Annotated in this window: 9 protein-coding genes and 2 pseudogenes; 8 read left to right on the top strand and 3 right to left on the bottom strand. The window is 75.0% G+C overall.

The features are described 5' to 3' along the window. Window positions 1-2: 2 nt before the first annotated feature. A pseudogene (locus ADK60_RS48170) lies at window positions 3-548 on the top strand (hypothetical protein); the annotation flags it as partial. Further along, complete coding sequence (gene rho, locus ADK60_RS22655) at window positions 528-1,835, top strand: transcription termination factor Rho (protein ID WP_353651767.1); 1,308 nt, start codon at window positions 528-530, stop codon at window positions 1,833-1,835. The pseudogene ADK60_RS48170 and the gene rho, both read left to right, overlap by 21 nt. A gap of 102 nt (window positions 1,836-1,937) precedes the next feature. Here the strand turns inward: rho and ADK60_RS22650 are convergent, their stop codons facing one another. Beyond that, window positions 1,938-2,897, bottom strand: a complete 960-nt coding sequence (locus ADK60_RS22650; RefSeq protein WP_063783229.1) for an LppY/LpqO family protein — start codon at window positions 2,895-2,897, stop codon at window positions 1,938-1,940. Window positions 2,898-3,081: 184 nt separating this feature from the next. Further along, window positions 3,082-3,546 carry a hypothetical protein gene (locus ADK60_RS22645; RefSeq protein WP_045944421.1) on the bottom strand — a complete coding sequence of 155 codons (465 nt, stop codon included), beginning with the start codon at window positions 3,544-3,546 and terminating at the stop codon, window positions 3,082-3,084. 343 nt (window positions 3,547-3,889) lie between these two features. Between ADK60_RS22645 and ADK60_RS22640 the strand changes: the two genes are divergently transcribed. Next, complete coding sequence (locus ADK60_RS22640) at window positions 3,890-5,293, top strand: CLIPPER-2 domain-containing protein (protein WP_053648476.1); 1,404 nt, start codon at window positions 3,890-3,892, stop codon at window positions 5,291-5,293. 63 nt (window positions 5,294-5,356) lie between these two features. Here the strand turns inward: ADK60_RS22640 and ADK60_RS44995 are convergent, their stop codons facing one another. Beyond that, the gene (locus ADK60_RS44995; protein ID WP_159400530.1) at window positions 5,357-6,055 is read right to left on the bottom strand and encodes a hypothetical protein; all 699 of its coding nucleotides are present in this window, start codon (window positions 6,053-6,055) and stop codon (window positions 5,357-5,359) included. A gap of 250 nt (window positions 6,056-6,305) precedes the next feature. Here ADK60_RS44995 and ADK60_RS44990 point away from each other — a divergent pair, with 250 nt between their 5' ends. From ADK60_RS44990 to ADK60_RS22610, 5 genes and pseudogenes are all read left to right on the top strand, one after another. After that, window positions 6,306-7,157, top strand: coding sequence for a patatin-like phospholipase family protein (locus ADK60_RS44990; protein WP_053648472.1), 852 nt, complete (start codon window positions 6,306-6,308; stop codon window positions 7,155-7,157). A 101-nt stretch (window positions 7,158-7,258) separates the two neighbouring features. Next, entirely contained in the window at window positions 7,259-7,519 is a 261-nt protein-coding gene (locus tag ADK60_RS22625; protein WP_053648470.1) for a hypothetical protein, read from the top strand. A gap of 359 nt (window positions 7,520-7,878) precedes the next feature. Then, window positions 7,879-8,805 carry an ABC transporter substrate-binding protein gene (locus tag ADK60_RS22620; RefSeq protein WP_053648468.1) on the top strand — a complete coding sequence of 309 codons (927 nt, stop codon included), beginning with the start codon at window positions 7,879-7,881 and terminating at the stop codon, window positions 8,803-8,805. A gap of 275 nt (window positions 8,806-9,080) precedes the next feature. Continuing rightward, the gene (locus tag ADK60_RS22615) at window positions 9,081-9,335 is read left to right on the top strand and encodes a hypothetical protein (RefSeq protein ID WP_159394503.1); all 255 of its coding nucleotides are present in this window, start codon (window positions 9,081-9,083) and stop codon (window positions 9,333-9,335) included. Between the two features lie 140 nt (window positions 9,336-9,475). Then, a pseudogene (locus ADK60_RS22610) lies at window positions 9,476-13,476 on the top strand (hypothetical protein); the annotation flags it as partial.

The following is a 13,476-nucleotide window of genomic DNA, read 5'->3' as shown; positions in this document are numbered from 1 at the left end:
GCGTGAACCCACGCCGTCGCGCACCCGGGGCCACATCGATATTCCGGGGGCGCCACAGCCACCCATGGTGCTACCCTGCATACAGGCGATGCTGGAAGCCCACCCCCAGGGGTGCGGGAACCAGGCGCCAGTACACAGCCGAACCGCTCGTAGCGGCCGGCCCGGACACCGGCGGACCGAAGCACTTCCAACGCTCCGTTCCCGGCACATCCACAGCAGCTGAGAGCGCTCGCCCGGTACCGTCCGGGCTAACCAGCGACAGCGCGACAGCAACAGCCGACGCCGCCCGCACCGCCCTTCATGGTCGTGCTGAGGCCGCTTCGCCCGCCGCGCCCCGCGCCCCTCGACCGACTGCCGGCCGAGCCGCGATCCCGCTCCGCCAGCCCGGCCACTCACGGCCGCTGCGCCGCCACACCCTTCACACCGCACAGGAGTACCTGCTCGTGACGACCACCACCGAACCCACCACCACCGGCACGCCGCTGGACGGCCTGCTGAAGGCCGATCTGCACCAACTCGCCTCCGCCCTGGGCATTCCGGGCGCCGCACGCCTGCGCAAGGGCGAACTCGTCGAGGCGATCACCTCCACGCGCTCCACCGTCCGCCCGCCGGTGCCCGCCGAAGTACCGCGGCCCGCGCAGCGGGCGCGCGCCCGCTCCGACGGACCGGCGCAGCCGGACACCGCCGCCGCGAGCGACCTGGTCGCCGTCGCCGGAGTACTGGACATCCGCGAGGGCAACGCCGTGCTGCGCACCTCCGGCTACCTGCCCGGGCCCACCGATGTGCACCTGCCCGCCGGCCAGGTGCGCGCACTCGGCCTGCGGACCGGCGACGTCCTGACCGGTGCGACCCGCCCCGGTGCGACCCGCCCCCGCGCGGGCGGCGCCCGCCCGCAGCTGGCCCGTGTCGACACGGTCAACGGCTGCCCCGCCGAGGAGTCCCGGCCCCGCCCGGCGTTCCACGAACTGACCCCGCTGTACCCGCACCGGCAGCTGCGCCTGGAGACCGAGAGCGACCCGCGGCAGCTGACGGGCCGTGTCATCGACCTGGTGGCGCCGATCGGGAAGGGCCAGCGCGGCCTGATCGTCGCGCCGCCGAAGGCGGGCAAGACCCTCGTCCTGCAGTCGATCGCGGAGGCGATCGCTCGCAACCACCCCGAGGCGCATCTGATGGTCGTCCTGGTCGACGAGCGCCCGGAGGAGGTCACCGACATGCGCCGCTCGGTCAAGGGCGAGGTCATCGCCTCCACCTTCGACCGGCCCGCCCGCGAGCACATCGCGCTGGCCGAACTCGCCGTCGAGCGGGCCAAGCGCCTCGTCGAACTCGGCCACGACGTGGTCGTTCTGCTCGACTCCCTCACCCGCCTCGCCCGCGCCCACAACGCCACCGCCCCCGCCAACGGACGGACCCTCAGCGGCGGCCTCGACGCGAGCGTCCTGCAGCACCCGAAGCGGCTCTTCGGCGCGGCGCGCAGCATCGAGAACGGCGGCTCGCTGACCATCCTGGCGACCGCCCTTGTCGACACCGGCTCCCGGATGGACGACCTGATCTTCGAGGAGTTCAAGAGCACCGGCAACATGGAGCTCCGCCTCGACCGCCGCCTCGCCGACCGGCGCGTCTTCCCGGCCGTCGACGTCAAGGCCTCCGGCACCCGCCGCGAGGAACTCCTCCTCGGCCCCGCCCGCACCCCCGCGACCTGGGCCCTGCGCCGCGCCCTGGGCGGCCTCGACACCCAGCAGGCCACCGAACTCCTCCTGGACCGCGTGAAGCGCACCCGCGGCAACGCCGACCTCCTGCGCCAGGTGGTCACCAACTCCCCGTCCCGCCAGGCCTGAACGGGAGCACCCTCCACCTCTTCGGTTCCTGCCCCCGGCCCGTCCGCCGCCCGCCGCTCCCGCACGTCACCGGACCGACCGGGCGTCCCGGGAGCGCGCCCGTCAGGCGGTGGGTGCGGAGTTGGTGGCGTCCAGCGCCGCGCGCAGTGCCCGGGCCAGGGCCGTGCCGTCCCCGATCGCCCAGAAGTGGGCGAAGAACAGGCGCGGTTCCTCGGTGAGGCCGTGGTTGTGGAGTTCGACGAGGTCGATCCCGCCCCGGCGCAGGGCGGTCAGCACGGCGTGGACCTCGCCTGCGGTCATGGCGAAGTCGCCGTTGATCGCGGCCCGTCGGCCACCGACGGGGTAGAAGCTGATGAGTGTGGTCGCACCCGCTGCCGGGGGCAGGACGCGTCCGTGGTCGGTGACCGTCTCCCGGCGGGCGAAGGTGAACCGGAGGACTCCGCTGTCGTTGACGCCCTTCGCGTTCAGCGTCTCCTCGACGGCGGCGGTGTCCAGGTCGAGCGGCGGCTGCGAGGCGGGTGGCGGAGCGGTGGGCGTGCTGGTCACGGCGAGCGCGGCTGACACGCCGTGCGCCAGGGGCAGCGGGTCCTCGGCGTGACCGTGGAAGTGGGCCCACCACATGGCGGGCTCGTGGGCCGGCAGGTGCTTGTGGACCGAGGAAAGGTCCAGTCCCCGGGCGTGCAACGCGTCGGTGGCGTGCTGCAGCTCCGCCTCGGTGAGCGCGAGGCTGCCCATCACCACGGTCCGGCCGTCGTCGTAGCGGGTGAACGCCGCGTAGGAGCCCACGAACAGGGTGACCCCGTACGTGGTCACCGGCAGGTCCTGCCGGGCGAAACGCACCCGGTAGACCGAGCCGTCCGACATCGTCCCCGTCCTGCCCAGGACCTCGGCCACCGCGCCCCAGTCGGCCTCCCGCGTCGGCACGGGCAGCACCGGCTGCCGCCGGACCGCCTCTGCCGACGCCACCCTCGGAGTCGCCCCGACCAGCACCGGCGCCACTGCGGCTGCCGTCAGCAGTCGCCGGCGGGAAGGGTTCTCCCGGAAGTCCTCTGCGCCCCGCATCGCCACACGTTCCCTTCGCCCGACAGTTCGTCAGGACCATGGAACCGACCCGGGGCACCGAACCCGGAAGCGCCACGCCGGACCGCCGGGGAGGACCGGAACGTGCCCCTCCCGGCGGCGTCATGCCACCCGCCGCTTCGGCCCGGCACGTGGCGTGCCGGGCCGAAGCGGAGTGGGCCGGAGGTCAGCCGCGGGGGACGGCCTTGGTCCACCAGCCGCTCCAGTTGCCGCCGGCGTCCCGGTCGCGGAAGAAGTCCGCGCCGAGGGTGAAGGAGCGCGAGCCGATGCTGAAGGCGTTGCCCTTCCGGTTCACGATCTTGACCTTGTTGGCGAAGTCGTGGTCGCCGCCCAGGGACATCCACGCGGCCTGCGCGCCCTTCGGCGGGAACCAGGTCGTCCACACGTTGAAGTCGGTGCCGATCACGAAGAGCTGCTTGGTGCCGTCGGAGAGGGTGACGTAGGTCTTGCCGTCGCCGTAGTCGCCGCCGCAGAAGAAGGTGCCGCCGTTGGCGTTGCAGGTCTTGGGCCGGGGGGCCGGCTGCGCCTGGCCCCGGTCGTCGCCCTGGCTCTGGGCGAGGGCCGGGGACGAGGCCAGACCGAGGGTGGCCACGGCGGCGAGGGCCACGACGGCGGTCCTGATCCTGTTCATCACTGCTCCTGAGGAGTGCTGGTGCTGCACGGGAGGTGCGGGCCGGTCCGGCCCGCGGCCAGCCTCGGCCAGTCCTTGACGGAGCGTCAACGAAATCCGGGGCCGGTGCCCCCGGTGCAGGTCGTAGGTGCCTCTGTGGGCAGGAAACGCCGGAACGGTGAACCGTGCGGCGGTCGTGGCGGGCCGGGTCGGGACCCGCGGCGAGGCGGGGCGCGATCCGGGGCGGTTCGCGCCCACGGGTGCTCCGGGAGCCGCGCCCCGCGCTCTCGTCCGTACAAGAACCATTGCCGCACCCTGAAGGCGGATGCCACCGGATCCCGGCACCGGAACAAAGGGGAAGAACGTGACCACTCCCGCCCCGTCCCGCATCACTCTCGTCAACGGCAGCTTCGAGCAGCCCGCCGTCGCGGGCGGCAACGCGCTGCTGCCCGACGCCTCCCAGACCCAGAGCCCGAACCACGTCCCGGGCTGGCTGACCACCGCCACCGACCACCTCATCGAGATCTGGCACGACGGCTTCAACGGCGTCCCCTCCGCCGACGGCGCCCAGTTCGCCGAACTCAACGCCAACCAGGTCTCCACGCTCTACCAGGACCTGCCCACCACCCCCGGCGCCACGCTGTACTGGCGGCTCTACCACCGCGGGCGGCTCGGCCAGGACACCATGGCCCTGGACATCGGCCGGCCCGGCGCGGTGGTCCAGCAGCGCCAGTTCACCGACGGCACCACCGCCTGGGGCTTCTACTCCGGCACCTACACCGTCCCGGCCGGGCAGACCGTCACCCGCTTCGCCTTCCGCTCGGTCGCCTCCGCCGGCGGCAACCAGTCGGTCGGGAACTTCCTCGACGGCATCTTCTTCGGCACCGCCCCCGCCGTCACCCTCACCAAGTCCGCGATCCCCGACGGGCCCCTCCAGGTGGGCGACGTCATCACCTACCGGATCGTCGCCAGGAACGAGGGCGGCGGCAGCGCCGAAGCCCTCGTCCTCACCGACACCGTCCCGGACGGCACCACCTACCTGCCCGGGACCCTGCGCATCGTCAACGGCCCCAACGCCGGGGCGAAGACCGACCGGCAGGGTGACGACCAGGCCTCCTTCGACCCGGTGGGCAACCGGGTGACGTTCAACCTCGGCAACGGCGCCACCGCGGGCCGCGGCGGCAGCCTGCCCAACACCGACACCCTGCCGAACGGCACCACCGTCGAGTACCGGGTCACCATCGACGAGGACAGCGCCGGCGGACACATCACCAACACCGCCACCGCCACCTACGAGAACCGGCTCGGCCCCACCCCCGAACCCCTCACCGCCACCTCCGACCCGGCCGACACCGAGGTCCTCCCGGCGGCCGACCTGAACGTCACCAAGTCCGCCGACGAGACCACCGTCACCGTCGGCCAGACCGTCACCTACCGGGTCACCGTACGCAACGCCGGACCCAACACGGCCACCGGCGTCACCGTCACCGACCCCCTCCCGGCCGGTCTGGCGTTCCTCTCCGCCGAGACGGGAAGCGGCAGTTACGACCCGGGCACCGGCAAGTGGAGCGTCGGAACGCTGGCCGCCGACGCCTCCGCCACCCTCACCCTCCGGGCCAAGGCCACCGCCCCGGGCGCCGTCACCAACACCGCGACGGCGCACGCCACCGAGACCGACCTCCACCTCGCCGACAACACCGACTCCGTCACCGTCTGCGTCAAGGCCGCCCCCGCCTGCCCGCCCGCCGGCGGCTGCGGCCCCTGCTGACCCCGCCGCCCCGCTGTCCGGCCCCGGCCCGGGTGGGCCGGGGCCGGCCGCGCGAGCCCCGCCTCACTGCAGGATGTTGATCGCACGGGCGATCACCAGCGTCGCCACGATCAGGGAGGTGGCGGCCTCGACCATCATCAGCAGCTTGGCCCACCGCTTGATCGCGGAGACGTCGGTCGGGCTGAACGCGGTCGCGGTCCAGAAGGACAGCGACAGGTAGTCGGCGAACCGCGGCACCCAGCCGGCCGGTGCGTACGCCGTGTGCTGCATCTCGGGGAAGACGAACGCCGCTCCTGCGGCGGGCCGGTGGGCACGGGCCGCGGCGCCACCGCGGTCCAGGTCCCAGTACCAGAGCGCGAAGGCGATCACATTCGTCACCCAGGTCACGCCACCGGTCGCCAGCAGACCGGTGGCGTTGTCGGCGAACAGCTTGTTGTCGGTCAGGATGTCCGACACCAGGTGGATTCCGGCGTACAGGTTCGAGGCGGTGATGAAGGCGATCACGGTCTCGGTGACCACCCGCAGCCAGGTCTTCTGCCGGTCGATCCGCCCCGGATCGCCGACGACCAGCGCCACCAGCAGGGTGAACAGGACCACCGGCACCACCCACACCGGGTCCACCCGGTACGACGTGGGCAGCGCCACGTGGAGCAGCCCGGCACTCACCACCGCCGTGGCCACCGGCCACCAGTGCTCCCCACGCACCGCGCCCGCACCGGGCCCCACCGACGACGGACCGGCCGGACCGGGGCTTGCTCGCATGCCTCATTCTGACCCCGTCGGTGGACACCCCCCACGCGTTCCACCGCGCGACACGCGGCGGGCCCGCACCATCGGCAGAGCGGCGGGCCGGCTGTCCGGTGCGGACCCAGCTCGCCTCGGCCGCGTCCGCCGATCGCAGCGCAGCGGCGCGCCCGACCGCAGTCGGCGCCCACCGGGCCCCGTGCCGGTGGGCCGGTGGGGCGCCGTGCGAGGATGCGGCGGAAGGTGTTTCGGCAACGGGGGAGCCGTCATGGGAACCGAGCAATTTCACGACCTCGACCGCGCGTTGGTCCTGGGCCCCGGCGGCCGCCTGGGCGTCGCCTGGACGGCCGGACTGGCCGCCGGTCTGCGCGGCGCCGGAGTGGATCTGGGCGAGGCCGATCTGATCGTGGGCACCTCCGCCGGCGCGATCGTCGGTGCCGTCCTCGCGGCCGGGGGCGACCCGGCCCGACTGGGTGTGCTCCCCGCGCGGCGGCCCGTCGAAGGGGCAGCCGCGCCGCGCCGCCCCGACCCGGCGGTGACGGGCGCGGTGTTCGCCGCCCTCGGCGAGTCCGGCGCGGACCCGGCCGGGACACGGCGCCGGGTCGGCCGCATCGCCCTGGGGACGGTCGACGCGGATGCGGAGGAGCGGGTGGTCGCCCAGCGTGCCGCGCTGATCGGCGCCGACACCTGGCCGTCGCGCAGGTTGCTGATCCCGGCCGTCGACGCCGAGAGCGGTGAGCCGGTCGTGTGGGAGGCCGCCTCGGGCGTTCCGCTGGTCCGCGCGGTCGCCGCCTCCAGCGCGTTCCCGGGCTTCGAGCCGCCCGTGGCGGTCGACGGCCGGCACTACCTGGACGGCGCCCTGCGGGCCGGTACGAACGCCGACCTGGCGGCCGGCGCCCGCACGATGGTGGTGGTCGAGCCGCTGGCGCACCGTCACCCCGGCGCCGCGCCCGGGCCCGCCCGCGTCCTGGCCCCCGAGCTGCCGGCCGTGCGCCTCCTGGACGCCGACCCGGGCGACCGCGAGTCCTGGGAGGAGATCCACCGGCTCGGCCGGGAGCAGGGCGAGTCCGCGGCCGAGGGCCTGCGCGCGTTCTGGCGCCCTGCGACCGCCCGCAGCTGAGCCCGGCCGAGGTCGGACCTCCGCCCGCCTCCGCGCACCGCACCCCGCTGCCTGAGCAGTGCGGCAAGGTCCCCGGAGGTCTGGGGCACGGCTGCGGGGCCGTGCCGGTCTGCTCCCTCACCTGGTTCCTCGCCCGGTTCCTCGCCGCGGCTCCGCACGCCCCGGAGGCGGCCGGTGTGTTGTTCACCTCGTCCTTCCGGGCGACCCTGTCGATCGGTGCCCTGACCGGCGGCCTCGTGGTTGATCGTTCCTCCCCGGCCACCGTCATGGTGCTCGGGGGAGTGGTCGCTCTCCTCGCCGCCGCCCTCGTCCGGGGCCACGGCCACCGGGTGCGACCCGATTCGGCCGCGCCCGGGTCTTGATCGCCTCGGGCCCGGCGGCGCCGCCGCGCCCGGATTCGGGCACGATCGAGTCCACCACGTGGACGTTCGCGGGCCCGTTGGCGCGGGCCTGTCGCCCCGCCGCGCTCGCGCTCACGCGGCGTGCGCGGCGAGCCGCTTCGCGGCCCTCGGGCCTCGCCCCGCCCCGCCGGGCCTTGTCCCGTCCAGCCTGTTCCGAAGTAGGGCGGGGTGGACCCGGGGCGCGGTTGAACCCGATAGCGGATCGTGACATGACCGCCGCCCGTCGAGCCGGAACCGGATGGCAGGATTCCGCCTCCCGGTCGCTGCCGCTCCCTCGTGGATGCCGGTCGCGCCACCCTGCCTCGCAGAGGAGCGCCATCGTGGTCCATCTCTCCGGCCTGTTCCCCCACCGTCGGGCCCTGCCGGCGGCCCTCACCACCGCGTCGGCCCTGCTGCTCGCCGCCTGCACCGGGTCGGAGGCCCCGGCGGGCGTCGAGGACCAGGCCCGGGCGGCCGTCCCGAGCGCGCAGCGCGCCGCCGGGGTGTTGCGGATCGGGTCCGACCTCAACTACCCGCCGGTCGCGTTCCGCGGTACGGACGGCAAGCCCGCCGGTCTCGACCCGGACCTGGCCGAAGCGCTGGGGAAGGTCCTCGGCCTGCGGATCGAACTGGTCGACACGCCGTTCGACGAGCTGATACCGGGTGTCAACGCCAGGCGGTTCGACGTGGCGATGTCGGGGATCAGTGACACGCCCGCGCGCCGCAACGCGCTCGGCGAGAACGGCATGCCGACGGGTCGGCCGGGCGTGGACTTCGTGGACTACTTCATCGCCTGGACTTCGATCATCGTGCAGAAGGGCAACCCGAAGGGGATCCGGACGCTGGACGACCTCTGCGGCCGCACCGTCGCCGTGCAGCGCGGCACGACCCAGGACGAGATCGTCAGCCGCCAGGTGGGTGCGTGCGAACGGGCGGGCAAGCCCTTGCAGGTCCACCGCTTCGACGACGACACCGTGGCCCTCGCCGAGGTGGCGGCCGGCCGGGCGGTGGCGGACTTCAACGACCTCCCGGTGGCGGCCTACGCGGCCAGGACCACCGACGACGGCAACCGGTTCGAGGTGACGGGTGCGCTGTCGCAGTCGAGCCCGTACGGGATCGCGGTGAACAAGAGCGACACCGCTCTGCGCGACGCGGTGGCGAAGGGGCTGGACGAGCTGATGCGCAATGGAGAGTACGACGCGATCCTCGCAAAGTGGAACGTCGGTGCTGGCGCGGCCCGGGTGGCGGCGATCAACGGGGGACTGTGACCCGGCGTCCGCGCGGGCCGCACGCCGCCCTTCGGCGCGGACGAGGTGGGAGTGGTCCTCCGCCGGTGCCTCCCGCTCGGTCCCCGGTACTGCGGCCGAAGGTGCGGCGCAGAGGCCGGGTCGTCGACCACGGAGAGTTCGGCGGCGTCGCCCGCGGCCGGATCGATTCCTGACTCGCTGCGCGCGTTCGGCCGACCGGCAACAGCACGTTCGTCCGTGGAGCTCCGGTATCCCGCGGGCGAGCCCGATGCCGGGCCGATCGTATGCTGGCGCATATGTTTTTCCTCGTTACGGGGGTCTTCGTGGCAGCCGGCTTCGCGGTCTCCAGGCTCGCTGTGCATGCCGCACGCGACCTGCTCGCCGTCACGGCCGCATTGTTCGGGTTGACCGCAGGAGCTCTGACCGGCCTCGGTGTGGGCATCGCGTGCCTGCCGAACTACGGCGGGCCGATCTTCACTGTGCTCATGTGGATCGGCGGCCTGTTCGGCACGGCCCTGGGGCTCGCCCGCCGCCTGGACCGCCGGGCGTAACCTCTCGACGGTTCCGCCTGCCGCCGCGCATCGCACCCCGCTGCCGCGTGCCCCCGTGACCGGGGAAGCAAGGTCCCCGGCGGCCCTGTCAGAGGTGATCGTTAGGCTGCGGGAGTCGCCGGGTGATCGTTGCCCGGCCGGTGAACAGCACGGGGGAGTGGCGGGTCATGGTCGGGGAGATCGGTGCGCAGGGGTACTTCGCGCGGCTGGAGGACGCGAAGGTCGTCTTCCGCAACGAGCGCGGGCGGGTACTGAAGAAGGTGCCGCCGGTGCTGGCGGGGCATCCCGCTCTGCCGCGGTTGTTCGCGCTCGCGGCCGGTGTCGAAGCGCACCGCCGGATGTGCGGGCAGGAGGCGGAGCGGCTGGTGCGCGAGGGCGTCGCGGTGCCGGTCCGGGTGGTGGAGCTGCTCTCGGTGGACGCCGCCTGGGCGGAGGCGTTGGCGCAGGCCGGTCTCGTTCCCGCCGCCGGGGAACGGGGCGGCGAGGACGGGCTGCTCGCCCGCCGCTACCGGCACCCCGCCCTGCCCGACGCGGAGCGCGTGCTGCTCACCACCGCCGACGCCGTACGCCACCGCGACCGGCTGATGGCCCACCAGGGCTGGGAACCGCTCGGCCCCCTGGCGCCGACCGGGCTGCCGGCCGACGGGGCGATGCCGTTCCCCGAGTCCGCGCTCGCCGGGCATCCCACCCATGAGCAGGAGGTGCTGCGGTACGTCGAGCGCCTGGAGGAGGCCACCTCGGCGTGGCGGGTGTGGGTGAAGCGCGACGTCGATGCCGTGCTGAAGTCGATCGCCGCCGCCGACCCGGTGCTCTCGCGCTGCTTCCTGGACGGCGTCGCGGACCTGTGCCTGCGCCACGGCGGGGAGCGGGCCGACGCGGCGGCGTGGTTCGCCCGCGCCAGGTCGGCGGAACGCACCGCCGGCGAGCAGGTCGACCAGGAGTGGCTGGACGCCCGTTACGCCGCCGTGGACGCGGCCGGCGCGCTCACGGACACCGCACTGCGCGAACGCGTGCGGCAGGTCACCGCGCGCGGCGCCGACCGCGCCGCGGCCCGCCGCACACTCGTCCTGCTCGGCGACCGCACGCTCCGCGAGGGCCCGCGCCCCGGGCTCGCCACCGACCTCGTGCGCACCGCCCGTGCCGCCGGCCTGGACCCGGCCCGCGAGCTCGCCCGGCTGGCCGGTCGGCTGCTGCCGGTCCGGAATCTGTTGCACACGGCGACCCGCGACTTCTGGGCCGCGCTGCTCGCCGACCCCGCCTGGGAGCTGGTCCTGGCCGAACGCCCGCATCTCGGCCGGGAGGTGGTCGCGGCGGGGCCGCAGTCCGGGATGCCGGAGGTGGACCTGACGCTCGACTACCTGGAGCGGACCGGCGCGCTGGCGCACCTCACCGCCCCCGTCGACGCGGGCGGCGCCGCACCCGGCACCGCCGCCGACTGGCTGCGCGCCCTGGTCGTCCTGGCCGACCGGTCGCCCCGCTCGGGGGCCCGGCCGGTCGTGCACCGGCTCGCCGCGCTGCTGGCGCCGCGGATCGCCGCCGACGGCGTGCCCGTCGACCTGCCGTACCCGAGCCGGTGGGACCGGCGGGTGCCGGGGAGCCCGGTCCTGCGACTGGGTGTCCTGGACCTGCTGCTGGCCGCGGGCGCGCCGGTGGCCGACCCGCCGCCGCGGCTCGCCGACCCGTACCTGTACCGCGTCGACACCGCGCCGCGCCCCGACCTGCCCTCGCTGAGAGCCGATCCGAGGTTCGCCCGTGAGCTGCGGGCCCTGCTGCGGGCGGAGTTCGAGCTGACCAACGGCGGTGACGCGGACAACCTCTGGTACCAGCCGCACGATCCGAAGGGGTGGGCGAAGACACCCACCCTGGTGGACACCCAACCGGGGCGCGCCGTGCTGGCGCAGTGGTGCGACGAGGAACTCGCCGAGCTGCCCGTGCTCGACCTGGACGGCGTGGCACTGATGCTCGCCCGCTTCCAGCACATCGGCGCCGCCGCCGGACTGCTCGCCGCCCCCGACCGGGCCCGGCGGCTGGCCGCCGTCGACGTCCCCGCCCTGCTGCTCGACGCGGTGCGGGCGGAGGCCCCGGAGCCCGCGCTGGACCGGGCCGGCGCCGAACTGCTGCTCGGCGCGGTCGAGGCGCGTTCCGTGTTCCGCGACGCTGCCGCCGGTCTGGTGCGCCAGCGGATCAGCCGGCTTCTGGGGATCGAGGAGGAGCGGGTCGGCCGGGAGTTCGCCCGCCTGGTGCAGATCGCCGCGAACTGCCGGGACGGGCTGGCGCACCTGGTGCCACTGCTGACCCCCGGGGCCGCGGCGCCCGCTGCCCCTCCCGCACCGGCCGACCCTCCGGCCGACCCGCCGTCCGCCCCCGCCACCCCTTCCGCCCCCGCGCGGGTACGCGTCGGCCGCCTGCTGCGCGAGGCGGCCACCCACAGTCCCCTCTGGGACGGTGACCTCGACCGCCCCAGCACGATCGTCCCGGGCGCGTCCGCCGCCTTCCCCTACCTGGTCGTCGACTGGCGGACCGAGCTGCTCCGCGGTGACGCCACGAGTCCCGGACGGCTGCGCGAGTACGCCGACCTGCCGTTCGTGGCGGAGCGGGGGGCGGGCCGCTGGCGCACCGTCACCGTCTCGCGCCCGGACCACCGGCCCACCCCGCCGGCTGGCCACCTCTTCCGGACCGCGCTGTCGGCCGCGCTCGTCCTCCACAGCAGCTTCAACCGGGCCGTACTGCTGGAGTACGCCCCCGGCGGCACCTTCCCCGAGGACGGCCCACTGGCCGCCGCCGGCTGCGAGGTCCGCACCAGCGCCGACCTCACCGCGCAGATCGACCCCGACCTGCTGCACGCCTACCTGGAACTGTTCGCCGAGCGCGGCCCGCTGCCCGCCCACCCCGGGGCGGCCGAGCACCTGGCCGAGCGGCTCGCCCTGGCACCGGCCGAGGCGGGCGCCCTGCTCGCCGTCCGCACCCTCCACCGGGACCACGAGAGCGCCGCCGAGAAGGAGGTCACCCGACGGATCGGCTCCGACGCCGTCCGGGAGTTCCGCAACCGGCTGGTGCCCGCCGAGCCGGAGCGCCTGTGGACGCACGGGCCGGACGTGGAGCGCGCGGTGGCCTGGTGGCACGAGCGCTACGGCGCGCCGCCGGTCGACGCCGACCTGCTGGCCCTGGCGCGGCGCGAGATCCGTTTCCCCACCGGCGAATGGGCGCCGACCGGCCCCGGACCGGCCGCCGACCCGGTCCCGCCGGGCCTGCGCAGGCGCTGCCGCCACCCGGAGGCCCTGCTCGCCGCCGCCCTCGCGACGGACGGCGAGCCCGACTTCGCGCCCGCGCCGTACGCCTCGCCGTACGTGATGGCCTGGCTCGCCTACCGCACGCCCGCCGGCCACCCGCTGCGCCCCGCACTCGCCGCGGCCGCACTGCGCGTCACCTCCGATCTCACCTCCGACCTCGCCGCCGAGTCGGAGGACGCCCGAGCAGTGTGGCGGGTCTTCTCCGTCGACCGCCGGACCGCCACCGGCAGGCCGTCACCCCCACCGGCCGACCTGCCCGGCGTGGAGGTGGTGGACGAACCGGCCACGGGCCAGTGGCACGTCCTGGTGCGCCCCGGCCTGCTCACGGGTGCAGACGACCCGGTCCTGGACGCGCTCGACGACTACTACGACCGATTGAAGCCCTCGCAGGCCCGGCCGGCCGGCTCCGGCCTGCCCGCCCTCGCGGACCTGCGCATCCTGCTGTCCGGCGACCTGGCGGCGCTCGGCCACCACCTCGCCGCCGACGCCCACCGCACCCCCGGCTGGGAGCAGGACCCGCGCCGCAGCGCCCCGGACGTCGTCGCCGCCTGCGCGAACGCCCTCGACCTGCCCACGGACGCCGCCGCGCTGTACCTGATGCTGCTCGCCCTGCCCGACCCCACCGACCGCCAGGTCCGGCAGTGGACGGGCTGGACCTCGGCCACGCTGAAGGCCGCCCAGCAGCGGCTGTGCGCGACCGGCCTGGTGGTCACCGCCCGCCGACCCCGCGCCGGCCGCACCCTCTTCCTCCCCGGCCCCTGGCTGGACCTGAAAGCCCCCCGACTCCCGGTCGAGGCCGCCGAACTTGCCCACCTCACCCTCGCCCCCGAACGCGCGAGCACCGCCCACAC

The organism is Streptomyces sp. XY431, assembly GCF_001279805.1.
Taxonomy (GTDB): Bacteria; Actinomycetota; Actinomycetes; order Streptomycetales; family Streptomycetaceae; genus Kitasatospora; species Kitasatospora purpeofusca.
This window is presented reverse-complemented; position numbering and strand designations above follow the sequence as displayed.